General features: G+C 48.6%; 29 protein-coding genes. 23 read left to right on the top strand and 6 right to left on the bottom strand.

What is annotated here, in order from left to right; translation table 11 throughout:
- The first annotated feature begins 59 nt into the window (after positions 1–59).
- Positions 60–1,568 (top strand): hypothetical protein, encoded by a 1,509-nt coding sequence (locus tag B4C79_RS01990; protein ID WP_291740320.1) that lies wholly within the window; start codon positions 60–62, stop codon positions 1,566–1,568.
- Positions 1,569–1,626: 58 nt separating this feature from the next.
- Here the strand turns inward: B4C79_RS01990 and B4C79_RS01985 are convergent, their stop codons facing one another.
- The gene (locus B4C79_RS01985) at positions 1,627–2,487 is read right to left on the bottom strand and encodes a pirin family protein (protein WP_291740318.1); all 861 of its coding nucleotides are present in this window, start codon (positions 2,485–2,487) and stop codon (positions 1,627–1,629) included.
- Positions 2,488–2,779: 292 nt separating this feature from the next.
- Here B4C79_RS01985 and B4C79_RS01980 point away from each other — a divergent pair, with 292 nt between their 5' ends.
- From B4C79_RS01980 to B4C79_RS01910, 16 genes are all read left to right on the top strand, one after another.
- Positions 2,780–3,694 carry a metal-dependent hydrolase gene (locus B4C79_RS01980; RefSeq protein WP_291740316.1) on the top strand — a complete coding sequence of 305 codons (915 nt, stop codon included), beginning with the start codon at positions 2,780–2,782 and terminating at the stop codon, positions 3,692–3,694.
- A 443-nt stretch (positions 3,695–4,137) separates the two neighbouring features.
- Positions 4,138–5,322, top strand: coding sequence for a CHAT domain-containing protein (locus B4C79_RS01975; protein WP_291740314.1), 1,185 nt, complete (start codon positions 4,138–4,140; stop codon positions 5,320–5,322).
- A 487-nt stretch (positions 5,323–5,809) separates the two neighbouring features.
- Positions 5,810–6,763: a hypothetical protein gene (locus B4C79_RS01970; protein WP_291740312.1), complete on the top strand. Its 954-nt coding sequence runs from the start codon at positions 5,810–5,812 to the stop codon at positions 6,761–6,763.
- A 611-nt stretch (positions 6,764–7,374) separates the two neighbouring features.
- The gene (locus B4C79_RS01965) at positions 7,375–8,040 is read left to right on the top strand and encodes a hypothetical protein (RefSeq protein WP_291740310.1); all 666 of its coding nucleotides are present in this window, start codon (positions 7,375–7,377) and stop codon (positions 8,038–8,040) included.
- A gap of 81 nt (positions 8,041–8,121) precedes the next feature.
- A complete protein-coding gene (locus B4C79_RS01960) occupies positions 8,122–8,739 on the top strand; it encodes a hypothetical protein (protein ID WP_291740309.1) in 618 nt (205 codons plus the stop codon).
- Positions 8,740–9,151: 412 nt separating this feature from the next.
- Positions 9,152–9,670: a hypothetical protein gene (locus tag B4C79_RS01955; RefSeq protein WP_291740307.1), complete on the top strand. Its 519-nt coding sequence runs from the start codon at positions 9,152–9,154 to the stop codon at positions 9,668–9,670.
- Between the two features lie 108 nt (positions 9,671–9,778).
- Complete coding sequence (locus B4C79_RS01950) at positions 9,779–10,459, top strand: hypothetical protein (protein WP_291740305.1); 681 nt, start codon at positions 9,779–9,781, stop codon at positions 10,457–10,459.
- 89 nt (positions 10,460–10,548) lie between these two features.
- Positions 10,549–11,280: a hypothetical protein gene (locus tag B4C79_RS01945; protein ID WP_291740303.1), complete on the top strand. Its 732-nt coding sequence runs from the start codon at positions 10,549–10,551 to the stop codon at positions 11,278–11,280.
- Positions 11,281–11,362: 82 nt separating this feature from the next.
- On the top strand, positions 11,363–12,502 hold the full coding sequence (locus B4C79_RS01940; protein WP_291751626.1) for an SIR2 family protein: 1,140 nt from the start codon (positions 11,363–11,365) through the stop codon (positions 12,500–12,502).
- Positions 12,503–12,577: 75 nt separating this feature from the next.
- A complete protein-coding gene (locus tag B4C79_RS01935; protein WP_291751624.1) occupies positions 12,578–13,555 on the top strand; it encodes an FRG domain-containing protein in 978 nt (325 codons plus the stop codon).
- Positions 13,545–14,783 (top strand): hypothetical protein, encoded by a 1,239-nt coding sequence (locus tag B4C79_RS01930; RefSeq protein WP_291751622.1) that lies wholly within the window; start codon positions 13,545–13,547, stop codon positions 14,781–14,783. Before B4C79_RS01935 ends, B4C79_RS01930 begins: the two co-directional genes overlap by 11 nt.
- 107 nt (positions 14,784–14,890) lie before the next feature.
- Positions 14,891–15,865, top strand: a complete 975-nt coding sequence (locus tag B4C79_RS01925; protein WP_291751619.1) for an HNH endonuclease — start codon at positions 14,891–14,893, stop codon at positions 15,863–15,865.
- Between the two features lie 92 nt (positions 15,866–15,957).
- Positions 15,958–16,485, top strand: a complete 528-nt coding sequence (locus B4C79_RS01920) for a hypothetical protein (RefSeq protein ID WP_291762207.1) — start codon at positions 15,958–15,960, stop codon at positions 16,483–16,485.
- Between the two features lie 86 nt (positions 16,486–16,571).
- Positions 16,572–17,207 carry a uracil-DNA glycosylase gene (locus tag B4C79_RS15860; RefSeq protein ID WP_414673966.1) on the top strand — a complete coding sequence of 212 codons (636 nt, stop codon included), beginning with the start codon at positions 16,572–16,574 and terminating at the stop codon, positions 17,205–17,207.
- Positions 17,208–17,234: 27 nt separating this feature from the next.
- Positions 17,235–17,624 (top strand): VOC family protein, encoded by a 390-nt coding sequence (locus tag B4C79_RS01915; protein WP_291739925.1) that lies wholly within the window; start codon positions 17,235–17,237, stop codon positions 17,622–17,624.
- A 109-nt stretch (positions 17,625–17,733) separates the two neighbouring features.
- Positions 17,734–18,198, top strand: coding sequence for a GNAT family N-acetyltransferase (locus tag B4C79_RS01910; protein WP_291739927.1), 465 nt, complete (start codon positions 17,734–17,736; stop codon positions 18,196–18,198).
- Positions 18,199–18,291: 93 nt separating this feature from the next.
- Here B4C79_RS01910 and B4C79_RS01905 read toward each other — a convergent pair whose 3' ends face one another.
- A complete protein-coding gene (locus tag B4C79_RS01905) occupies positions 18,292–18,537 on the bottom strand; it encodes a type II toxin-antitoxin system CcdA family antitoxin (protein WP_291739928.1) in 246 nt (81 codons plus the stop codon).
- 133 nt (positions 18,538–18,670) lie between these two features.
- Here B4C79_RS01905 and B4C79_RS01900 point away from each other — a divergent pair, with 133 nt between their 5' ends.
- The 6 genes from B4C79_RS01900 (at position 18,671) to B4C79_RS01880 (ending at position 21,276) form a co-directional block, all read left to right on the top strand.
- The gene (locus B4C79_RS01900) at positions 18,671–19,279 is read left to right on the top strand and encodes a DUF6988 family protein (RefSeq protein ID WP_291739930.1); all 609 of its coding nucleotides are present in this window, start codon (positions 18,671–18,673) and stop codon (positions 19,277–19,279) included.
- A gap of 42 nt (positions 19,280–19,321) precedes the next feature.
- Complete coding sequence (locus B4C79_RS01895; protein ID WP_291739931.1) at positions 19,322–19,564, top strand: VF530 family protein; 243 nt, start codon at positions 19,322–19,324, stop codon at positions 19,562–19,564.
- A 254-nt stretch (positions 19,565–19,818) separates the two neighbouring features.
- Positions 19,819–20,121 (top strand): putative quinol monooxygenase, encoded by a 303-nt coding sequence (locus B4C79_RS01890; protein WP_138518211.1) that lies wholly within the window; start codon positions 19,819–19,821, stop codon positions 20,119–20,121.
- Between the two features lie 65 nt (positions 20,122–20,186).
- Complete coding sequence (locus B4C79_RS15845) at positions 20,187–20,345, top strand: VF530 family DNA-binding protein (protein ID WP_348676539.1); 159 nt, start codon at positions 20,187–20,189, stop codon at positions 20,343–20,345.
- Between the two features lie 155 nt (positions 20,346–20,500).
- On the top strand, positions 20,501–21,010 hold the full coding sequence (locus B4C79_RS01885) for a hypothetical protein (protein ID WP_291739933.1): 510 nt from the start codon (positions 20,501–20,503) through the stop codon (positions 21,008–21,010).
- A complete protein-coding gene (locus tag B4C79_RS01880) occupies positions 21,007–21,276 on the top strand; it encodes a hypothetical protein (protein WP_291739934.1) in 270 nt (89 codons plus the stop codon). The genes B4C79_RS01885 and B4C79_RS01880 overlap by 4 nt, the downstream gene beginning before the upstream one ends.
- 96 nt (positions 21,277–21,372) lie before the next feature.
- On the opposite strand, the gene B4C79_RS01875 is transcribed toward B4C79_RS01880, so the two are convergent.
- The 4 genes from B4C79_RS01875 to B4C79_RS01860 all read right to left on the bottom strand — a co-directional run bounded on the left by B4C79_RS01875 (position 21,373) and on the right by B4C79_RS01860 (position 24,858).
- Entirely contained in the window at positions 21,373–21,669 is a 297-nt protein-coding gene (locus B4C79_RS01875) for a type II toxin-antitoxin system RelE/ParE family toxin (RefSeq protein ID WP_291739936.1), read from the bottom strand.
- The gene (locus B4C79_RS01870; RefSeq protein ID WP_171099768.1) at positions 21,666–21,905 is read right to left on the bottom strand and encodes a type II toxin-antitoxin system ParD family antitoxin; all 240 of its coding nucleotides are present in this window, start codon (positions 21,903–21,905) and stop codon (positions 21,666–21,668) included. Before B4C79_RS01870 ends, B4C79_RS01875 begins: the two co-directional genes overlap by 4 nt.
- A gap of 74 nt (positions 21,906–21,979) precedes the next feature.
- Complete coding sequence (locus tag B4C79_RS01865) at positions 21,980–22,522, bottom strand: hypothetical protein (protein ID WP_291762204.1); 543 nt, start codon at positions 22,520–22,522, stop codon at positions 21,980–21,982.
- A 146-nt stretch (positions 22,523–22,668) separates the two neighbouring features.
- Positions 22,669–24,858 carry a malate synthase G gene (locus tag B4C79_RS01860; RefSeq protein ID WP_291739939.1) on the bottom strand — a complete coding sequence of 730 codons (2,190 nt, stop codon included), beginning with the start codon at positions 24,856–24,858 and terminating at the stop codon, positions 22,669–22,671.
- Positions 24,859–24,974 lie beyond the last annotated feature (116 nt).

The raw sequence follows: 24,974 nt of genomic DNA, 5'->3' as shown, positions 1-24,974 counted from the left end.
TGTGTTAACTATCTGTTTAATAAGTTGAAACAATTGGCCTACTAAAAAAGGGGTGTTGTATGAGTTTGAATCGGTTTTTCGGTGCCAGCATTTTAAGCTTGGCTATTTTAGCGGGCTGCGGCGGTGGCGGTGATGGCACTGCGCCAGCAGCAGGTGGAGGTGGAGCAGGCGGCGGTGGCGGTACCACCACTTCAGGCCAGCTTACCAATTCACCAATCGATGGTGTCAGCTACAGCGCAGCACCAAGCGGATTGACAGGCACCACCATGAACGGTGGCATGTTCAATTTCCAGGCAGGTGACACAGTTACCTTTAATATCGCCGGCTTGCAAATTGCAGTGCCAGGTGGCGCACGCATTACACCCCAAACAATCGCTGAAGAGTTGGCTGATGGCAATGCAACAACGCAAGCCAATATTCTGGCCAACCTCACCACGTTTTTCCAGACCATAGACAGCGATGGCAACGCCGAGAACGGCTCCGTGACCATTCCTGACAATATTGAGTTCGCGAACGCTGCTGATCTCTTGAACAACCTGGAAATGGCGCCAGCGGACTTTGCCATGGCATTCCAGACAGCGATTGAGGGCGCATATCCAGAAGGTAGCGAGCCCACAGTCGTTGATTCGACAGAGGCCATGCTTCGCTTCTACAGAAACGAGCTGCAAGGTAACTGGCGCTTGGTCAGCGCTACCGGCGCTGGCGAAACCATCACCAGCGATGCCAATTACCAAGTGTTGTTGAGCTTTGATGTTGGTAATACGAACGCTGCAAATGACGGCGTTGTGAATTCGTTTGTGTTCTCCGAGTTCGATATCAGCGATCCTGCCGATGAGTTTTCATTTGTTGGCGTGGGTACTACCAACTACAACAGTGAAACAGCTGAATTCCAGTTCACCAGCTTGCCGCGCGCTTTGGTTCCCGATTTCACAAGCCCACCCGGTACTAACAACTCTTCGAGTGAAAGTGATCCATTTTTGTACTCTTCAAAAGTTGCGCTTGACGGCACACAACTGGTACTCACTTTGGTCGAACAGGGCATCACGATCGTTGCCACCTTCGAGCGTTTCAATAACGTGAAGGACAGCCTGATCGGAACCTGGTACGAAGTACTTCCGCCCGAATTTTCAACCGGTGGACCTACCACTGTCGCCGCGCCTGCTGAAAATGGCAGTGTGGATTTCGGCGATGATGTGGCATCCGTGTTTTACTACTTCCTGTCCAATTCGCGCGTTATGTTGGTGTTCACCGATCTTCCTGCGGTTGACAACGGAGAAGAGGCCAACGGTGTAATCGTAGCTGACTACACTCTGGTCAATGGTCGGTTGACCTTCACCAATGTGTTGCTTGATTCGGTGAGTGACGTCTCAGCAACCGATCCTGCTGTGGGTGATGGCGACTTTGTCACTGTGGCTGCTGCAACCTTGAACGACACCAAGCGCATCTTGACTGAAGGCGACACCAGCAATGAGCAGGAAACCTACGAAATTTATCGAATCCTGTCTTTGAGCGAACGTGTGGGTGCCTTTGAGCAAGCAGCCCCTGCCGAGGCTGTTGAAGCGAGATAATTCGCCTTAAGTGCCAGCGTAGTTGAAATAAAAAAGCCCGGATTCTTCCGGGCTTTTTTTACGCCAGCGTGCCTTCTCTAAAATCTTGCAAGGCCTGCCGAATTTCCTGTTCGGTGTTCATCACAAACGGGCCGTATTGCGCAATTGGCTCATTCAACGGCTTGCCTGCAATCAGCAAGGCTTTGGCATCGGCACTGGCTTCAATCACCACGCCATCGCCTTCGTTCTTCAAAATCGCCATGCGTTTGTCGCCCACCACTTGGCCGCCCACCTTCACTTCACCTCGGTAAACAAACACCACCGCATTGTGTTGCGCAGGCAGTTCTTGCACAAATTTCGAACCCGCAGGCAAGTGCAAATCAAGGTACAAAGGCTGCGTGCCCTCGCGGCTTACCGCACCTTCCACGCCATGGCTGTTGCCTGCAATCACGGTCACCGCAACACCATCGGCGGTTTTAAACTGGGGCAGGTCGTTGTTCTTGAAATCGCGATACCAGGGCGTGCACATTTTGTCTTTCGCGGGCAGGTTCAACCACAGTTGAAAGCCTTCCATCACGCCTTCTTCCTGTTGCGGAATTTCACTGTGAAACACACCGCGCCCGGCCGTCATCCACTGCACGCCGCCGTTTTCCAGCAAGCCTTTGTTGCCCTTGCTGTCCTCGTGCAGCATGCGCCCGGCAATCATGTAAGTGATGGTTTCAAACCCACGATGCGGGTGGTTCGGAAAGCCCGCAATGTAATCGTTGGGGTTGTCGCTGCCAAAGTTGTCCAGCATCAGAAATGGGTCTAGCCTGCGCTGCAGGTTTTGCGTAATCACGCGGGTCAGCTTCACGCCAGCACCATCGCTGGTCGGTTGGCCCACCACAATGTGTTCCACGGTGCGCGGCTGTTGTACAGAAATTGGTTTTGGCGCGTTCATAAATACCTCTCAATGAACTGATGAATACTTCGATTTTACCGCACACCACAAGGTGCGGAAGGCCTTGTGGAACAAACACTTCCAGTAAAAGAACCTGGTTTCATATTGCACTGCAAAATAATTTATGCAATTGAATCAATGGTTTGCTGTGTTTCTAAAAACAAACGCTCGTTTGAAATTTAGAGTGTTTTTCTAACGTTTACAGTTGTTAATGACGAAAATGATTGATACATTGATCGATGTAATCGTTAGTACCAAAGTATAAAAATAGCTGCAACCAAAGGAGTACACCATGAAAGTCATTCCAGTGCGCCGTGACGTCAAAATCAACCTCGACGAGTCCCGCATCAACAACTGGCACGAAGCCGGTGAGCACGTCACCCATTTCTTCAACGCACTGTCGGTGTTGTTCCCCGCAGGCGAGCGTTTGTTCATGGATTCCGTGCGCGCCTACAAAGACCAGGTGACCGACCCCGAACTGAAACAAGCCATCACCGCATTCATCGGCCAGGAAGCGCTGCACAGCCGCGAGCACGAGGAATACAACGAGATGATGGACCGCAGTGGTGTGCCCGCTTTGAAGCTGGACAAAATGCTGTGGAAATTGCTGGGTGGTTTGCAAAAAGGCCTGGGCAAAAAATTATCCTTGGCTGGCACCATTGCGCTGGAACATTACACCGCCATCATGGCCGACGCCGTGTTGAAAGATCCCAAAGTTACTGGCGAGAAATCGGACGAAGGTTTCAAGCAAATGTGGCAGTGGCATGCGTACGAAGAAACCGAGCACAAAGCCGTGGCCTACGACGTGTGGAACACCGTGATTCCCGACAACGTGTACAACCGCTTCATTCGCCGCTTCGGCATGGTACTGGCCACCGTTATTTTCTGGCCCGTCATTATGTACTTCCACGCACGCCTGGTATTCGCCGACCCCAACACCAAGGGCAAGCACCTGCAAGGCTACAAAGCCGTTGCCAAAATGTTGCTGGGCAAGGAAGGTATTTTCCGCAACGCGATGAGCGACTTCTTCGACTACTTCCGCGCCGACTTCCACCCCTGGGACCATGACAACAGCCACTTCATGAAAGAGATCGACGCTTTCGTGGAGAAGGTCAACCAAGCCATGCGCAACCCCAACCCCGAAGTGAAAAAAGCAGTGCGTGCACGCATGAGCAAAGCTGTAAGCAAGGCACCAGTGGCCGCATAAAAACAATAATTTTTTCTTCCTGAAAACCGGATCATTCGTAGCGGGGTGGTCCGGTTTTTTTATTTCTGTGCCGTTTTTTGATTCAGTTACACCGCCCTTCAAATGAGGGGGAGGTAGGTGATGCTATTCGCTGGAGAGTAAAGCTGGGTGCGGGTTCTGGCTGCTGATTATTTATTAAGCAGACGGGCGAGGGGAGTGGATTGCTTGCTGTTGTATGACAATTAATTTAGTTTATGTACTAGCTAAATTATGTGGCTTACGGGTGCAGGCTTTGGTGTTGGCCCGCGGTAGCTATGGTGGGTTGCCATGTTAGTTGGTTGGGTAGACCTTACAAAGGGGCTTACTCGGTTGAGGTACCCTCAGGGGTGATGTTCGAATAAATGGATATCGCCGTTATTGTTCGATAAAACTAGTTAGACATCACAAACACAGTGAGGGGCGCGATGCCAACAATACTCGTACTTTTCAGCAGCCCAGCCGACGAAGTCAGGCTTCGCGTCGACAGAGAACACAGACGGATTGAGCAAGCGATTCAAGCCGCGGGAAAGGGCCGAGAGGAACTGGATCGTCGTCACGCTGCGACGCTAGGTGATCTAACGAGTGCTCTGAACAGTACGAAATATGAAGTGCTGCACTTTTCGGGTCATGGGTCTTCCAGTGGCCTCTATCTTGATACTCACCACGAGCCAAGCGGCGTCGAACTATCGGCCCATAGGCTTGCAGAAATCATCAAACACTCACAAAGCGACCTCTGCGCACTGGTTTTAATGTCGTGCTACTCCACCGACACTGTGACCGATCTAGTTCCAAGCGCGCCTTACATCGTCTCTGTAACGGGGCCTGCTGACGATCATGCAGCGATTGAGTTTGTTGGTTACTTCTATGAGAATTACCTTCGCACGAAATCGGTGGAAGTCTCATATCGACGGGCAAACGCAGCTATCGGCGACCAGATCTCAACGATGCTGACCTGCAGAGCCGCTCAAGACTTCGCAAAGGATCGACTGGTTGTCTACTCGCCACAGCACGAGGACCCTGTGTATGTCGACTTCACTGATGCCAGAGCGACGATTGACAAATTGGATATGTCAACGGAGAAATTCATTGACATTCTTCGGCGAAAAGTACGAATCCATTTCTGGTTATTCAAGGGCGAGCGCGATAACGCAATACTTCCAATCGGTGGCTTCTTTGCCATTTTCTCATGGAAGAACGCCAAAGACATTGTTCATTGTCACCGAATATTCCGTCTCAAGCCGGATTTGCCTGATGAGACGTACACGGTGATCGCTCTGTTGATCGCAGGCTATAACGATGTTTTTCTAAACAGCTACCGGGAATCCCGCAAAAGCGCGACTGAGCAGAATCCGCGCGCCTTCGTGCAGGGTCTCGCTTCTCTCCACAGAGTTTTTCAGGACTGGTTCGTAGATCCCCAGGGCGTTGAAAGCTTGGGTGCGTTGAATCCAGCTTACCTTAAGACAATTCAAGCTAATTGCTGGGCGAATCTATCCAAAGCAGATGAAAAACTCGCTGGTGGCGATCCGAGCCAAGCGATGATATTTGCAGAGATGGCGCTGAGTTCAATCCACGATGCGATCAACGAGATTGTCGACAACGTTTCTGAATAGTGGCCTCTATGCGAGCCGCCAAACGAGTGATGTCTAATCATTCATTCATCCAGAAGCAGTGGGGTATGGCGGCGTTTGGGCCTTCATTTCATTATGACTCAAACGCCGCCATACCCCACTGCTCCGGTTAAATCGCACGTTAGGCATCACCAACTCCCACTCTCTTTGACCGACTTGCGGAGGTGCCTATCGACTACTAGCATCAGTCTGCGAGGTCGACTCTACTGGTCTCGCGATCACTTTCCTCTCAATTGACTAAGGAGCATTCATGGTAAAGGCAGTAACCATCTTCATTGACGACGACAAAGAACTCGCAGCCATTAAGGTTGTGCCGCTAGGGTCTGCACTTTCTTCAGCGCCACTGGACGCATCCACAACAACCACGACGAGCCAGGCAACGGCAAACGCAACTTACAACCCGGGTAACGGACAAACGGACGTAAGCGCCGACGTAACGTACGATTTCTGATTATTCGGACGCCGCATCATGATCTTGGTCGTTGGTAGCGCTCGCGATGGACATGTTGCGGCGGTTTCAAAGTGGTTTGATCTGAGTGCAGTTGAATACCGAATTGTTGATCCATTCAACTCAAGTTCAAATGGTTGGTCGATTACATTGACAAGCAAAGTTCATCTTGCGATAAACGGCGCGAATCCGCTATCTTCAGCACCTACGGTGGTTTGGTGGAGACTTAAGCCAGCTTACGTTATGGCTACTGAGTCAATCGATGCATTCTACGATCAGACATTTGCCCTAAGGGAGTGGGGAATTACTCTAGATTCCATCGCGTCAATCTATCCAGCTGCGAAGTGGATTAATCCGCGTGCATCGTTAGCCAACAACAAGCTGCATCAGCTTACCGTGGCGACAAGCGTCGGGTTGGACGTGCCTAGAACGCTTGTCTCTAATTCCCCAGAAGAGGCTAAGCACTTTTTGCGGTCGCTAGAGGGAAAAGGGTGCATTCACAAGACCCTCTCGCCCTACATTTCACCGATGGGCAGGATGAAATACACGACTTGCATTTCCGATTCACAGATTAGTGAACTGGCTAACGAGTTATCACTCTGCCCGAATGTTTTTCAGGAGCAACTGAATCCAGACTACGAGCTTCGGATAATGATCGTCGGAGGAAGCGTTTTCGCGACTCGCATAGACTCGTCGGATCGAACGACCCCAGATTGGCGCCGAGAAATGGATGCCGATATGTATTCGCCAGTTCTCCTCCCCAAGGAGTTGGAAGGACAATTGCTACTTCTGCATCAGCGCCTTGGGCTAATAATAGGAGCGTACGATGTCATCGTTGCGCGCGACGGAACGCCATATTTTTTAGAGGTGAATCCTGCCGGTCAGTGGCTTTGGATTGAAGAGAAGACAGGTCAGGAGATCACGAGAGCCGTAGCGGAGCTTTTGGCTGCGCGGGACACAGCTTCTTCCCACTGATCGGGCCGCCTGTCCGACGCCGTTGACGGATCGCGTCAAGCCGAGTTAGCTTTTCCGTACGCACTGCGCTGAGTGATGCTTGGAGAGATCTTGCACTTCATAGTGCGGACCCACGCCTACGGGATAGTAGGTAATTAACCAGGAGAAGATTTATGTGGAAGGTGTACGTGCAGGACGCGACGACAGGGGCAATTTCAGAACACAGTACCGGCGCAGACGCAGCTACTTGTAAAGCTGCCGCAGCCGGTGTCGCTGGCCCGACTCTGATCCTCTGGGACGGCGCCGTTCCTGCGAGTCAGCTTGATCAAGACAAGCTCTTTCAGGAAGTGTTCGCCGCTAACGGAGATACGGTTTCCCAGATTACCCTCGGCTTGACCATGCCGGAACCACAAAAGAACGCAGCTTTGTCGTCCTGCCCAGGCCGTTGTTTCTGCGTAGTTGCCCATGGCCGGCGTAGGTGCGAGACCTACTACTGCTTTGCCAGTGGTCTCTGCTACTGGGTTTCGTGCGGTATGGGCTGCTGAGCGAGGCCTAACCACTCGCTCAAGCTGAATGCCATCAGCGTGACACGTCGTCGTCGCCAGCTTAGCTCGAACGTTAGGCATTTGACCGTGGCTTACGATGACGTAGTCAAAGAATTCATCGACTTTGTAAACCTGCAGGTCGGGGTTTACATGAATTCCATCGCTGGATTTTCTGGAGCAAAAATCCAGATGGAAAGGCAATCCGCAAGAGTGCTAAGAGCTCAGTCTCGGAAGATTGATGCTCGCGGCGATCAAGTTATTACCCATCAAAGTTTTGAAGATCCGCAGCGCCCGGATGTAATCCATTCGCGAATAGTTACCGCAGAAAAATTTATTCAAGAAAATTCCCTAGGAGGGATCAATCAACGGCAACTCTCATATTCCGTCATCGTCTTCATATTCACCTATTGGGAAGACGAAATACGACCAAGACTTGCTGCTGCTTCGAATGCTGAGCTCAAGAATGTCAAGTGCGAAATCATGGGCGATCTTAGGTGCATCCGGAATTCAATACTGCATACCAAAGGCGTGTTCACCCCCGAATGGCACAAAAAGCTTGTCGTATTGAAAGATTACTTCGCAGTGGATAAGCCAATCGAAATTAGTTACGAGCTTATGCATCAAATTTTTGTGAAAGTTAAGCAAGGTTGTACGAAGTTGATTCTTGAGTGGCTTGGAGAAGACCCTGGCGACCGATTTGATATTGATCAACTCAAAGGATTTGCAATTCAGAAGGGAAGCCGCAATGCCTAACATCCCGGTTAAGGCGCAGCCTCCGGCTGCTGGGACGTCCCGCAAGCGGGCCGCCCCTTACCTTAAACGTTATGTTTCGGAATGGCACGGAAGCACGATCAAACTGTTAGTCTGAAACCACCCAAAGGTATGAAGACTGTCCTTTCGTACAATCTTCCTGTCGGTTACGTCAAAGACGTAAAAGATCCGGCGGAGGCTGCAGAGCTTGCCAAGGAGCTGTTAATCTCAAAAGGACTTTGGAAGGAAATTCCCAAACCTGTGATGATTTACCTTCAGGCCCAATCTTTTGCAAATGCTGCAGCGCTTATATACGAAAGAGATTTGAAATCTTTGCCACGGAATCCACAAGGCATTAGTCCTTTTGTGGTGAATGCTGCTTTTAGTGCAGAGATGTACCTCAAGTGCCTGCAAAGCGTTAGTAGTCCTGTTGCCGAAACTCATATTCTGACCGCGTTATTTAAGACTCTGCCCAATAAATTGAAGGACCAGATCAACAAGAACTGTAAAGGTTTTGAATCTCAGTACCAGGTGGACAAAGGCGTCTTGTTTAAGGAACATTTAAAGCACATAAACAATGCTTTTGTGAATTGGCGCTACATCTATGAAAAGCACACAGAGCACGTCAATGTTCAGCAAGTTATTTTTGTCCTTCAAGTTTTACATGAGACAGCAGCGAAAGAGCTCGGGCTAGAAATATAACAAAGCGCTCAAATCGCAAGCTTGGTTTGATGGGATGCTGCTACCGCGCTCCTCTTACCTTAAAAGTTATGTGTTTTATTCATAGCCTGCTATGGCTAATAAACTACGGGAGAAGACGAAATGCCGAATTTCATCATCAATCGCAATACTCAGCCTAATGGCGACAACGAAGTTCACAACACCTCAACAGGTTGCCTATATATGCCAGCTCCGGAAAACCAAATTCATCTCGGATCTCACTCTTCTTGCCATGGAGCAGTAGCGCAGGCCAAGCAACAATGGCCAAACAATCAGATTAATGGCTGCTACTACTGTTGTAATCCTTGCCATACGAGCTGATGCCACATAACAATTCATTCAAGCCGACGCCGCGTAGCAGCGCGGCTTAATTCAGACGTTAGGCGACTAAAATATGGATGAACGAGAATTAGAAGACGCTCGAAATTCTCTCCTAGCTTGGGACGAAGGGATGACGCGATTTGCTGAATCCATTGTTTGGTTTCAGAACATTGAGCACACCCTGTCCATATGCATCTGTGTTTTTTCCCGCATGGATGAACAGATCGGAGAAATAATTACCGCTCGAATGTCTTTTAAGAATCGAGTGGACACGCTTGCCGCGTTGCTTTCTCATTACTCCGATAAAAAAAGCATGAGTGACGACGTAAAGGAACTTATCAATCGTCTTCGTTGGGCAGAAGAGGAAAGAAACCGCCTAGTTCATTCTATGTGGGAGCTGAGTGAAGAAAACCCGGGGCAAATAGAGCGTACTAAACGAGCCATAAAGAAGAATAAACATCAGAAAGAGGAAGAATTGTATTTCCCGGCTGATTTCGAAGAATTGCAAAAATTATTTGAAGGAATAAATACTGATTTGGTTTACCTATTGTCTGAAGCTTATCCGGATTTTTCTGACAACTTACACTACTAAGTCGTCTAACAATTCACTCAATTCGGACGAGCCAAACGACGGCGTGCCGGTTAGCTAATTCGTTAGGGCTCATTTCAATCCCGCCACCACCTCCGCTCAATGTTCCATATGACTACAACTCGTGATCCATTACAAGCTCCGCATCCAGAGAACGACTCCGCGCTTTCTTTTGGTGACTGGCTCCAGCTAGTCAACCTCACGGTAGTGGTCTTGGGCGGCATCCTGGGATACTTTCTTGTGGAGAGAGTGCGAGCTGGTGTCGAGGCCACCAAGGTTGAGGTTGAGCAGGCCAAGCTGTCGCTGGAACAGACCAAGCTTTCCATTGATATCTCGAAGTTCCTCAACGATATCCGGCCAACACTTTCCGACTCGTGTTTGGCACGAGCCACGTCGCCCACACAGGTGCAGGTGTCATGCGAGATGAAAAACATCGGAGCACATCGGGCCATTCTTGAGAAGCCGGTCCCGAAACTGCGAGTTGCAGGAACTGAATCATTCATCGACTCCAAGTACTTTGGTCAGAAGCTACTCTCCGGCAATGCGTTGCCACCGGGCACAGAAGGTTCTACAACCTATTACATTGAAACACCACAACCAGTTGACTGGTCACGGGTCGAAGTCGTCACTAGGTACATAGCGAAGACTGACGGACTAATTCTTGAGGTCGCGAAGACAACGTTGGCAGGCAAAGTAGACGCCAAGTTGATTGATGTGCTCGGGCAGCATGGCTATTCGTACACAAATCGGGTCGATGTTTCATCGCTTCGGCAACCTACTGCTCAGCCGTGATCCCTAACCATTCCATCGAGGGGACACGCTCCGGCCTGCGGCCTCCGCGCGCCCCTCATGTCAAACGTTAGGGGTATAGGAGAAGGAGCTTGGTGAAAGAACTAGCAATCATTGCCAATGTAGTAGGCTCGGCATATTTTATGGGCGGCATGCTGCTACAACACGATAAAGCTAAAGAGCTAGTGGAAAGCATGGACAGCGGATTTAAGGGGCTCCTATTAGAAATAAAGGAGAAGCAACCAGCAGAAACGATACGAATGCTTGTCAAAATATTTGGAGGCATAACGGGTGCTGCATTCGTCGGAATATTGCTTATGGGAATTCTAAGAATTCATTCACAACAGTTAGCCTTCGTTCTCTCCGTCACTTTTCTGGTGACTGGAATTTTATCTGGTTCTTTGTTTTGGGTACTGAAGCATAAAGAGGTTGTGAAGCAAGTTGGCCAATGGTTGTTGTTTTTTGGTGGAGGATCGCTCCTATTTCCTGTAATGGATGTGCTAACCAACGCAGAAATAACTAATGTGGTCTATTCAATGATGCAAGCTAGCTTTTCACCTCTGTTCACATTACCCAACGGTAATGGCCTTGTATACGAGGCAGCGGTTGTAACCGGGTTTTATACTGGTTTTGTTATCATTTTTTACGCTATTGCTTGGCTTTATGCTGCACCTATAGCATTGGCTGCCTGGTTCATCGTTGCAGTTCCAATATTTGGCGCCAGGGCTATAAGTCGAGCTTTTCCACAACAGCCTATCGTGGTTGTGTTTTTTGCGCTTTGGCTATTCAGTGTTTTTTATTTTTCATATGCGAGCAACCCCTAACAAGGCGCTCGTTCGGACGCAAACTACGCTCCGCTCCGTTTGCGCCGCACAGCTTGGTCGTTATAAATCTAGGAGAGGGTAGATGTCATCTGAGTTAAGCGGATCTTTAACAAGTGAGGTTTTTAAGAAGATCCTTAGAAACTCCCTTTCTGAAAAATTTGAAGAGGCTCTGTTCTTGTTTAGAGGAGCCGAAAAGTCACAAAAGCAAAAACTTGAGATGGTGACTAAATGGTACAGAGATCAGAGGCTTGTAATGGTGTTGGGCGCTGGCTCGTCCGTTTCATATGGACTTCCAAATTGGGATACACTACTTCAAAAGCTATTGCTAATAACTATTAAATCTGATGATGAAGAAAACGAAAAAAATGGAGAAAAGGCAGGCGTTTTGGCAAGGACCTTTAATAGCATATTCGAGCCAAACTCTTTGATTTCAGCTAGGTATCTCCATAATTATTTTAGAAAGAAAAACCCTAAATCTAACCTTGCATTTGAAAATGCTATTCGAGATTCGCTATATCATGGGATTGATATAAAAGACGACTCTGACTTACTTAAAGAAATTAGACAGTTTTGTATTGCGGCTGGGAAGAGCCCTAATTTGGATTCAATAATCACTTATAATTACGACGACTTGCTTGAACAATGCCTTCAAAAAATTGACGTCGACATCCCATTCTCATCAATTCATGCTAGAGGAATGAAGCACCAGCAGCATCATCTTCCGATATATCATGTTCATGGCTATTTACCTCAGAAAGGGCAGTTAACCTCTAAAAACAAAGTTGTTTTAAGTGAGGATGGGTATCATCAGCAATACACAGATGTATATGGATGGAGCAACTTAATTCAGATAAATAAGTTCAAGGACTTTAACTGTTTATTGATAGGCTTATCTTTCTCTGATCCTAACTTGCGGCGACTACTGGACATTGCCAAGAATGAAAGAGGTGATGATGAAGTTCATCATTATTGCTTTAAAAAAAGGCATGAAAAATCGAAAGTAAAATCACAATTGGAAAAGCTACTTACAGAGAATGAGGATATCCTGGATGAGAAAGTTGCTGCTCAATTACAACTAGATGAAGTCGTTAATGAGCTGATTAAATTGATGGAAAAATTCGAGGAAAATGATGCGCTATCTTTTGGTGTAGGCATAATTTGGGTGGACAAATACGAAGATATACCAGAGTTACTTAAGCAAATCAGAGTCGGCGTCAAATGATTTATAACAAAGCATTGCAGCGGACAAGCCGCTGAATGCAGCGTTATAAGCCGATATTAGAATCGAGGCGCCTCAATGAGAGAAGCAATCGCAGATGGCACAATTAGCTCAATTACTGAAATACTTAAAAATAGCGTCGGCGACTTCAAGTCAACTTGGTTTCGAGGCCAGCCAAATTACAACCACAAATTAATTCCGAGCATATTCAGGCAGGGAAATAAATACGGCATCACGTATGACGAACAAAGAATGTTCGAGGAATTCAAAAGACGCTACCCAGACCATTCATCAAATCACAAAACCACTTATGAATGGCTAACATTGATGCAGCATTACGGCCTCCCAACAAGGCTACTTGACTGGTCAAGTAATCTATTAGTCGGCTTATATTTTTGCTGCGCCTCTGACGAAGAGCTAGATGGCTCCCTCTATGTATTCGACCCAACCCACATGGAGAGAAACTATGGATTCAACGAGCTCCTTGAGATGCAGATACAGGAAAAGACCAGAAGCGAATTTTTCAATAGAATAATATATAAAATGTCAGGAATAATTGATGACGAATCACTTCTGAACGGCATCCGAATCGGGGAAATTAAGGAAAATTTATTCACAAGAAGCAAGTTTACAGGACTCTCTACTGGTAGCAGTGAAAATTTTGAAAGCTTGGCTTTGCGCACAAACTTGCCAAATACTGTAGATCACGACGGCAATCCTTTACCTTACATACATCAAGATATCAAAAGAGCTTTTTCCAATATTGTTCCATTCAAAGCCCCGCACTTGAATCCTAGAATCCGACAGCAACATGGTTTTTTCACTTTCCACGGCGGTATGTTTATTGATGGCGAAGAATTCATACCCGTCGAGGACATGGAGCAAGATCACTATGCCGAAAACTCACTTTTGAAAATAAAAATACAATCAGGAAGCAAAGCACAGCTTCTGAAAGAGCTTGAATATGTAGGAATTCGTGAGGCTACGTTATTCCCTGAGATGGAGTATCAAACAAAAGAAATTAAAAGAATATTCTCATCGCAGCATGGCTTATAACAATGCGCTCAACTATCGCTCACTCCGTTCGCTGGACGTCCAAAAGCTGCGCTTTTGGCTGCCCGTTAGCTTAATCGTTAGAGCTCAAGGGAGGAATTATCAGTTGGCCGATCTCGATAATGAAATTCAGCTCAAGGAGGAGGAGCTTTCGGTTCGCCTGAAAGCCATGCGAGATGAAGCATTACGGCGTTTTGAGGCGATAAACGGGCCTTCTTCATTGCATAGCCTTCACGCACATATAGGTCGTAACAACAATACGTTCGTAGATAGTGTGCGTATTCAATTTCAATCGCCAGATGACTTTATTGCGCGTTGGCTAGACGGATTGAAAGACGAAGTGCTGGAGAACCAAGAGGTTATTGCGCGTAGGCGTCGCTTCGGCGACAGGAAAAGGACAGTCGAACTCATTCCAGAGATGCTTCAAGACGATTTCTTAAAAAGTTATATTTATCTTTTTCTTGAAAGGAATTTTTATCGAAACTTTGTGGGGAGGGTCCGAGCAAAACCGGAAGAATGTCTTTGGCAACTATGGTTTGGACCTGGGAACCTGTGCTGGGGGCTTTTCATATCACCAGCACACCGTCTTGGTGAATGGACTAACGATAAAAGTCAGATGCGACGAGAACAATATCACTATTGGACTATTGGTCACGTAATGGCAACTGGGCTTGTAGTGCCGGATAACGAAGAGCCGATGAAGTTTGGCTCCGTTGCGAATTTCTTGCAGTTCTATGAAACTGTCTTGGCCAGAGTGTCTAACTCCGAGTACGAAAAGCAGATTTCAAAACGTTACCTAGACTATGCGAAAAGCTCGTTAGCCCCGCAAGACGTCCCACTACTCATACCGGAACTCCGATATGCGGGAAAGGAAACCAAGCATTTGTACCGGCTCGATTTTTGTGTCCTTAATCCGTTCGCCATGCAGATGGTGGGGTTTGAGATAAGCCCCGCTTCCTCTCACATGGCAATAGCAGGTATCAAGAGCAAGACCCAAGTTGAGCTCAATGCTGGCTTGGCCGAAAAATGGGCGAAGGAGTCCGATAAGAGGAATCGCTACTTCAAGGATTTTGGTATCAGCATAGTAACTTTCAGCGATCCTGAATTGGACGACATCGATGAATGCTTCCGTTCAATTGTTTCAGCAGTTGAGGAGCGCCCTAAGCATAAAGTGACATTGGCTGGGGCAGAAACAGCACTACAGGAAGCGTTCGGTGCAATTGAGGTCTAACAAATCATTACAGCGGACATTTGACCCGCCACCCATTTTTGCTGCCGCAAAAACAGGCGTCGCCTCAAATGCCGCTGAACTCTGGCGTTAACACTAGGGAGTTGAGTTTGAGCAATACGAACAAGCATGGACTCTCCCGCTATATCCCTGCCGATATCGAAAGGGATGTCCGAGTGCGCTCAAAGTTCGGTTGTGTTTTTTGCCGATCTGCGATCTACCAATATGAACACATTATCCCCGAGTTCAACGATGCTACAGAGCACAGCAGTGAACACATGTGCCTTTTGTGTGGACGTTGCCACGATAAGGTTACAAAAGGCCAAATATCCAAAGATAGTGTCCGACGGCAGTACGAAAAAGTTCAGACCGATGCGAATATCAAACGACCCTTTGATGATCTTGTTCTGGACAGCCAAAGCCTGACAGTAGTTCTTGGTTCTAACATTTTTCACGGAGCAAGAACTTTGATCGAAATAGATGGCGATGCGGTTCTCGCCATTGAGCCGCCAGAAGATGGAATGTCGTTTCCAACGATCTCGGGCGAATTCTCAGACGAAAATGGAGAAGAGCTTTTCCGTATCGAACGGAACGTCTGGTCGGGGCGGCCTGACGTTTGGGATATGAAAGTTGAAGGAAAGGAAATAGTTATCCGGTCCGCGCCAGGAAAAGTTGCTCTTAAATTAATTATTGAACCACCGAATAGAATAGTGGTTGAACGCCTCGATATGAGAACGAGGAGCGCTTTTTTAAGGTTAAGAAAAGGATCGCTTGAAGTTGGAAGGGTTGAAGCTGATGCTGAATATTCAGTCGGGTTGGAAAGATTTGAATGTGACGGTGCAGATGTCGGCGTGAAAGTGGACTCCGTTGGGGTGCAGGAGCCAATCTTAAAAACTGTCCGTATGGTTGGTGGGAAAGGTTTAACCCTTGAAGGAACGGGGATCTCTCTCGGGACAGGTACATCGAGAATGACTATTCTTGGGCTATCAATTGAGCATGCAACCAAGCGGTATACAAAGAGAATGGTGTTTCCTCTCCAAGAGGATCTGCAGGGTTATAGCGAAATTTTACCACCACGCATCTGATCGGACTGGTGTTAACAATCGGCTGCACAGCGACCGATTTTCCGCCGCCTCGCGGCTCCAAACCGGCGCGTGAGCCGGGCGTTAGAAAACTTATGTCTAGACTTTATATTCTTTTGCTTGCGCCTTTATTAACCATGAGTGGATGCGCGATTGTTGGACCTAAACTGGATTTCTATGATTCAGCGTTGATCGCAAAAGAACCCAACAGAGCAACTATCTCAGGCTCCAAAACTCAAGGACAGAAGCCGCTATCTCCGATTCTTATCTTTATGGACAGCATAGACAAGAAGGTGACAGGCCGAGCTAAAGAACAGCGGTGTAGTTTCAACAAGCCGTTTCCTGTTTTCCCAGGAACACATGAGCTTGTAGTCGTTATCACGGCTGGGGAGCCCTTTGCTTCTAGCCGCTTCGGGTTCGCTGCTCTTCAAGTTAATGCACTGCCTAATGCAAAGCTTATACTTAAGGGTGAAGTGTCGTCGAATGTCTCAGCGAAGGTTTGGGCTGAGGATTCGAACGGATCTATTGTTACTGAACAGGTTGCGGTAACGCTCAAAGATAGTCCTTCAAAAGGAATGCCGATAGGTTTTGCGGCCATAGAAGACTTATGTTCTTTGCCATGACCTTGCAGTTTTCTAACCTATCGGTCAAACGGACCTTGCGCATTAAGCTGCGCAAGTACGGTTACCTCAAACGTTAGCAAACCCCAATGACATTGGACCGCGCGAAGTCGCTGAACACATCTGAAGCAGTCGCCGCTCGACGGCAGGCGCTCGATCTTGCACATATGCGGCCGCTGGTCGAATTCGTCGCGCGCTTGCGGGCCAGTGCACCTGCTGGAGTGCCAGACTTCGATCCAATGGATGGAGGAGTCAACGCTGAATGTCTGTTTCTTCTCGAAGCTCCCGGCAGTAAAGCTATAGGGTCGGGTTTCGTGTCGCGTAACAACCCAGACGAAACCGCAAGAAACTTCTTTGAAGTCAATGTCGAAGCAGGGCTGCATCGCTCTCGTACTGTGATGTGGAATGCCATACCTTGGTACATTGGCGACGAGCGTCGTATTCGTGCAGCGACTGGTCGAGACCTCGGAGCTGCAAGGCAGCACCTCGCGGAACTTCTTGCGCTACTGCCTCGGCTTCGAATCGTAGTACTCGTCGGAAGAAAGGCGCAGAGGTACAGTCATGTTGTCGCCATGTTGGCACCAGCGGTCACGGTGCTCACTTGTCCCCATCCAAGTCCTCTGTCATTCAATGGCAGGCCAGAGCGCCGTGCGGAGGTACTAGCTTGTCTCGCCCAAGTGGTCTCAAAGTTGGGCTCATCACTTACCGCTCACCGCGAAACTTAGGCGTCTCACGCAAAGAGAGGAAACTGCATGTCGCCCTCCCGAATATTGACAAATATCTGCTCTGATCGTCTAGGCGAAAGCAAAGACTTCTATGTGTCACTTCTTGGGTTTGAAGTGAAGTACGACAGTGACTGGTACGTTCAACTGTGTAGCCCTTCGAATCGCGAACTTGAGTTCGGTATCATTTCGCGAACCAATGGGCTTGTACCTGCCCAGTATCAGAAAGCCCCTACCGGCATGTACGTCACATTTGTTGTCCCAGATGTGGACACCGTTTATTCCAAGGCGGTTTCGCTTGGTTTGACTATTGTTCAGGAACCCAAAAATGAGTTTTACGGTCAGCGTCGGTTTCTTACAATCGATCCAAACGGTTGTCTCATCGACATTTGCAGTCCATCGAGCGAGGCTGACAATTGAGATGTTTAGCATCAAGTCGCCATAAACTGAATCCTTCCATCGAAAGGTACTTTATAAGGCTAGCATCCTCTGGTGACCCTCATATCAAATGTCACTTAGAGAGAATTGCTTGATCACTATTCGCCAAGGATCGGTGGCAGATGCGCCAAGAGTAAGTGAACTTCTCGTCTCGCTATCTAAAGAATTCATCGTGACTGATTTTTCTGAGGATGGTCGAAGCTACTTCTTGAGCGAGCTTGCACCAGAAAAGATGGCAGAGCGATTGTCTGGAGATTTTCAGTTTCTGCTCGCCGAAGACAGTGGCGTTTTGGTTGGGGTGGCTGCCACTTATGCCAAGACGCACCTGTACTACTTGTTTGTTTCCAGGTCCCACCAAAGGCGTGGATTAGCAAAACGGTTGTGGACTCAAGTAAAGGAAAATAACCGCGTGGCAGGTACAAGTATCGTGTTCACGGTGAACGCTTCAAACTATGCAATTCAAGCCTATGAACGCCTCGGCTTTGTTCTAGCAGGCGAAGCTCAAGAAGTAAAAGGCGTGATCTTCAATCCAATGCAGCGCCGGGTATCTGGCTAGCGTCATCGAGTAGGTTGGATTGGATGTCCAAAAGGTAAGGGTAGGTTTTGTTGGTGGCGGTATTTGGGTTTTCTTGGGCGGTGAACTGAGCCATTAAAAACTCCTCAAGTCGTCGCTAAATATTCCATGCTCTTTTACCAGCTGGTTATAGGCTTCGATGGCGGCTTTATTTTCACGTTTCCACAGGTCGCGCTGCTTGGCATTGACCAATTCGCTCAGGGCAGTTTCCAAAGTAGTGGACAAATCGATTCCCAGCATTATGGCTTTTGCGAGTAAGTCGCTGTTTACGTTGATATTTGTCGGCTTCTTGGGCACCTGAGTATCATAAGTGGGCGTCATGTACGCATCTCCAGCGTGGGCATCGCACATAATGTATAAGCATTTATGTTGTACATGCAAGGCATGTAACAAGTCTTTCTAGCTCAGCAAAAACCACACTGGCCTGGCCCTTAGATGTTATGGACTCTGTTTTATGTTTGATGCGTCTGACCACTTGGCCGACGAGCTAATCGCGCTGATTGATTTGCCGCTCTTCGACGACTCGCTGCGTATACGAACCAGCGATGTTGCTTGTTCTCTCTCGCTAGAGCATTGGGCGTCGGTGAGGGTACTGCTTCGCTCGGGCTTACTCTCATCCGCCACTGTCGTTCATCGTGCCCAGTTTGAGGCGCTTGCTCGCTCCATCTGGCTGTTATACGCCGCGTCTGATACTCATCTTTCCAAACTGACGGCTACCTTGTCCTCAGAATCAGAGCAGGCTGCGAAAAACATGCCTCAAATAGCAGAAATGATGCAAGCTTTGGCAAATAGCGGCCCACAGCAAGCATACGATGCGTTGTGTCGCTTCAAAGACATCTCCTGGAAGGCGCTCAATTCGTACGCACATGCGGGAATCCATCCTATTCAGCGGCACCACGAAGGGTACCCTCTTCAGTTACTGCACAATGTTTTACGGAATGCAAACGGCATGGCGGTCTTTGCTGGAATGCAAGCAGCTGTCCTCTCTGGGCAGCAGTCGCTACAGCGCAGCATTTTAGCGTTGGCTGCAAAGCATTCAGTTTGTATGCCGCCGCCGCTATAATCGCCAAACAATCACAACATTAATCCCAAGGCCTTCTCAAGCATGAATACCGAGCAATCCAAGAACCCCATGCATGGCGTCACGCTTGAAACCATCGTGGTAAAGCTTGTTGAGCACTACGGCTGGGATGAGCTCGCCAATCGAATCAAAATCAATTGTTTCAAGAACGATCCTTCCGTTAAATCCAGCCTGAAGTTTCTTAGAAAAACGCCTTGGGCCAGAGAGCAGGTGGAGCAACTTTACCTATCTACATTTGCAGCACAAACTGAAGTGCGAAAAAGTTAAGTCGTCTGCCACGCGGTGTAATCACACCAAGCTATCACCACCCCGCAATTTGTAACCTCCAACTCCTTCTCTTTAAGGTGCCTCTTTTTAATTATTGCCAATGAACAAAAAGGTAGTAGTATCAGGTATGTACTGAACATCCAAACAAAGGTATTCCACAAAACTGCAACTTCGAATTTGCCACGTACCTCGAACGCCGGGCCTGCTGGAAAGTGAGCATTTTGATGTTTGTTTAAAAAAGTTGGAGATGTGTCATGGTCAAACTCGCGTTGTTCGTTCGTCTTGAAGCCAAGCCTGGTAAAGAGAAAGAGGTAGAGAACTTTCTACTAAGTGGTCTACCCCTTGTTCAGGCAGAGCCAGCTACTACAGCTTGGTTCGGTATTCGCTTGGGGCCATCAACCTTTGGCATCTTCGATGCATTTCCAGATGAGGCCGGGCGACAAGCTCATCTTTCCGGCAAGGTTGCAGCTGCGCTGATGGAAAAAGCGGGTGACTTGTTCGCCACGCCGCCATCAATCGAAAAGGTCGATGTTCTTGCGGCAAAGCTGCCGGGCTGACCAGGCCCACCACACAATTCTAAGGACCGACTTCAGGCATGAGTGACGAGTAATCGAATAATCCCATGCATGGAGTCACCCTTGAAAATCTCGTCATGAAGCTTGTTGAACACTACGGCTGGGATGGGCTTGCACTTCGAATCAGAATCAACTGTTTCAAGAATAATCCTTCCGTTAAAGCGCGGTGTAATCACACCAAGCTACCACCACCCCGCAATTTGTAACCCCCCATTCCTTCTCTTTAAGGTGCCTCTTTAAATTCGTTTAAAAGGCACCGCATGGCAGTTATCCCCAACCAAATCAATAATGTTCAAGTTCAATTTGGCTTGAACGTTCACAACAGTGTGAGGAACAACCCATCCGTTTTCTGGGTCGATCAATGAACAAAATTCAAAAATTAATAGCAGGCAGCGCTTTGGTATTGTTCGTAAACTCAAGCTGGGCAACTGAGGTGGAAGAACAAACCCTCTTGAAAAACTTGGCGTACGGGCAGTTGATCGAACTGAATCAATACAGCTCTGGGCAGCAGAAGGGCTTGATGTTGCGCCTGTTTGCAACGCCAGCTCGCGATGAAACTTGTGGGCTTGAAACTGGTGCCACTTGTAAAAATAATCACCTGATCACTGTTGCCACTTTCGATGAACTACCGGAAGTTCAAGTACACACATTGCAAGCGAAAGGGGAGTTTGTAAAGGCCGATTGGGTTGTACCTAAAACGCCTGAAACAACAGTTGACCAAGCCGAGTTGGTTCTTACGTTCCGTGAATATCATCGATTCTCGACTCGAGCAAATCCTAAGCTCCCCAAGAAGGTTTTTCAGGTTAATTTGAAAATAACTTCTGCAAGAGTTGAAGAAGTGCTGCTCACAAAACAGGTATCGAATCAATGAACTTATCAGTCAGGCTGGTGAAACTAATAAGCCACAAAGGATTGATTGTGTCGATTGCATGTGGAGTAGCCCTTGCTTGCGCAATGTTGTTTATCGGCCTGTTACACAACGCACAGCTTGAGTTTTATTTCCCAGGCAGTACCGTTGATTACCAATACGCTCTTGGTCTTTTCGGGATTTGGTTTTTAGTTGGTGCCTTTGGTAGCTTATTGCTTGGCGTTCTGTTTAAACGCATCTATAAATTAATTGTCCAACATACTTCCTGAAATTCATATGCGATCAATATTTACTGCCGTACTTTTTTGCTTTTCGAGTATCTCGTTTGCGCAAGCTAAATAGCAACAAGCCTCGTTGAAAGAAGCTCAAAGGTGACTATCCACATCCATGCGGTGATGGAGCACACGAACCACTACGACTTTTGAATCGCTTCCATCTCGGTAGAAAATGACATGGCTACCGAGCACGAATTTTCTGTATCCGGGCTTTATTCCCGATGCATCGATACCGATTTCTGGTTGGCGAGCAAGTAACCGAAAAGTGTCATCGAGTTGTTTTAGATATTTGTTTCGTTGCGGGTTTCCCCAGCGTTTTGCAGTAAAGCGAGCAATATTCAATAGGTCGTTGCGGGCCGCGACAGTCAGAAGGAATGGCTTTGTCATTCCGCTTCTTTGTCCAGCTGCGAAATTAGATCGTCGTAAGAATAGTCGGAAAGTCCGCTTTGCTCGCCTTCCTCCAGTAGGCGACGCAGTTGCGTCAGCTGAGTTTCGTTTTCTTCCAGCAAACGTAGCCCTGCTCTGACCACTTCGCTGGCCGAGCCATAGCGGCCATTCTGGACCTGTGATGCAATGAATTGATCAAAATGTGGGCCAAGAGAAACACTTGTGTTTTTAGCCATGGGAGGCCTCCGATACCAAATATTGGTATATTTTATAGACATGCTTATCACTAATCAATCAACCGCTCAGCGTTTTATTTGTTCTTTAAAGCGTAATAAACCCCCAACGCGCCATCTTCCTCCAGCGTCACCATTCGGTGCGCATCAATCGATACCACAAACTTTCTCTGCTCCCACTTGCCTTTCCAAGCGGGGTCTTTACATTCCATTACGCCAGTTCTTACCGTAGTTAACTGCTCTCCATAGGCAGAAAATCCAAGGCCTGTGTTCTCCAATGAAAACTGCAAGGGCTTGCCTTGGCTATCTACTGCTTCAGGGGGCAGGGTGGTATTCATTCTAGTCAGCACATCTTTCAACGGCAGTTCTTCAAGCACAAAGTGCAAGTGCCCCTTAGCGCAGGCACCCACTGGCGATGTTTTATTTTGTGCTGCTTTTAAATCGATACTCTTTCCAATCTGCGGTTTGAATTGATTGACCGTGGTTTCAAAACATCCAATCGGGCAGCGAACTTCCAGCAATGTCCAAGCCTTCAGCAAATCAGCGGTTGAGTTCTCTGAAGCGTGAGTCGATGTAAGGCCCAGCATCAGCGTTGCTACGGCGAAAGCAAATTTGATCATGTCCATTTCCTTAGCGGCCAATGCTTTGCAGGTAACTCGAGATTGCTTGTTCATGAGAATGTTTGTAACCAAGAGTTTCCTAAGGTTCAAACAAAAAAGCCAGGCACTTTTCAGCACCTGGCTTTCTCAAATCAAACCACTCAAACTTAAGCGGCTTTCACCTTCAAGCGCCATGCGTGCAGCAGTGGCTCGGTGTAACCGGCAGGTTGTTCCATGCCTTTGAACACCAGGTCACATGCAGCCTTGAATGCAGCTGAAGTGTCGAAGTTGCCAGCCATGGGCTTGTACGCGGGGTCGCCAGCGTTTTGCTGATCAACCACTGCAGCCATGCGCTTCATGGTTTCCATCACTTGCTCTCTGCTCACAATGCCGTGGTGAATCCAGTTGGCAATGTGCTGGCTGGAAATACGCAGTGTGGCGCGGTCTTCCATCAGGCCCACGTTGTTGATGTCGGGCACCTTGGAGCAGCCCACACCCTGGTCAACCCAGCGCACAACATAACCCAAAATACCCTGGGCGTTGTTGTCCAGTTCCTGCTGCTTTTCGGCGTCGCTCCAATTGGTATTGGTGGCCACGGGAACTTGCAACAGGTTGGCCAGAATGCCTGGGCGTTCTGCGTCGGCATCAATCTTTTCCAGCTCGGCTTGAACAGCGGCCACGCTCACCTGGTGGTAGTGCATGGCGTGCAGTGTTGCCGCGGTTGGGCTAGGTACCCAGGCGGTGTTGGCACCGGCTTTGGGGTGGCCAATTTTTTGTTCCAGCATGGCTTTCATCAGGTCGGGCATGGCCCACATGCCTTTACCAATTTGCGCGCGGCCTTTCAAACCACAGCTCAAACCAACCAGCACGTTGTTGCGCTCGTAGGCGGTAATCCATGCGCTGCTCTTCATGTCGGCTTTGCGAATCATGGCGCCGGCGTGCATGGCGGTGTGCATTTCGTCGCCAGTGCGGTCCAGGAAGCCGGTGTTGATGAAAGCAACACGGCTTGCTGCGGCAGCAATACAGGCCTTCAAGTTAACAGACGTGCGGCGCTCTTCGTCCATAATGCCCAGCTTCACGGTGCTGTCGGGCAGGCCCAGCAGCTTTTCTACGTGGGTGAACAATTCGGCAGCGAAGCCCACTTCAACAGGGCCGTGCATTTTCGGCTTCACGATGTAAACCGAACCTTTGCGGCTGTTGCGAATACCGTTAACGCCATTGCCTTTCAGGTCGTGCAGCGCAATCGTGGTGGTCACAATCGCGTCCATAATGCCTTCGGGAATTTCTTTGTCGCCGCCCCACAAAATTGCGGGGTTGGTCATCAGGTGGCCCACATTGCGCAAGAACAACATGGAGCGGCCATGCATGGTCACTTTCTCGCCATTCACGCCGGTGTACACGCGGTCGGCATTCAGGCCACGTGTGAAGGTTTTGCCACCTTTGCTCACGCTTTCTGTCAGGGTGCCTTTCAAAATACCCAGCCAGTTTTTGTAGGCCACAATTTTGTCTTCAGCGTCTACGGCTGCAACAGAATCTTCCAGGTCCAGAATGGTGGACAACGCTGCTTCCAGCACCACATCGGCCACACCGGCTGCGTCGCTGGAACCAATCGGTGTTGCGCGGTTAATAATGATGTCGGCGTGAATGCCATTGTTCACCAGCAATACTGAAGAAGGAGCAGCAGCGTCGCCCTGGTAACCCACCAGTTGTGCGGCGTTTTTCAGGCCAACGGTGCTGCCATTTTTCAAGGCAACTTGCAGCTTGCCACCTGCAATGGCGTAGCCAGTGGCGTCTTTGTGTGATGCGCCTTCCAATGGGAAAGACTGATCCAAAAAGTTGCGTGCAAACTCAATTACTTTTGCACCGCGCACTGGGTTGTAGCCGCCAGCGCGTTCTGCACCGCCTTCTTCGGAAATGACATCCGTGCCGTACAGTGCGTCGTACAGGCTGCCCCAACGTGCGTTGGCTGCGTTCAGGGCGTAGCGTGCGTTCAAAATAGGCACAACCAATTGGGGGCCAGCTTGGGTGGCCAGTTCGCTGTCTACATTGGCGGTGGTGGCTTGCACTTTGGCAGGCTGCTCAACCAGGTAGCCAATCTTTTTCAAGAATTCTTGATAAGCGGCCATGTCTTTGATGGGGCCGGGGTTGGCTTTGTGCCAGGCGTCCATTTCCAGCTGAATGCGGTCGCGCTCGGCCAGCAGGGCAGCGTTTTTTGGGGCCAGTGTGCTGACGATTTCGTCGAAGCCCTTCCAGAAACCAGCTTGATCAATGCCGGTGCCGGGCAGCACTTCATTGTTGATGAAGTTGTACAGGGGTGTGGCTACTTTCAAGCCATGCACTGTGGTGCGTTCTGTCATTTTGAAAACCTCGAGCTGTTGGAATAGGGTATTAGCCCATGATTGTAAAGGAATCGGATGTCATTCTGACACGCTTGGAATCGTCACAAGCGCGGGTGATTGGTCATTTCATCTTT

The sequence above is a fragment of the Limnobacter sp. UBA7229 genome (assembly GCF_002473065.1).
Classification (GTDB): Bacteria; Pseudomonadota; Gammaproteobacteria; order Burkholderiales; family Burkholderiaceae_B; genus Limnobacter; species Limnobacter profundi.
This window is presented reverse-complemented; position numbering and strand designations above follow the sequence as displayed.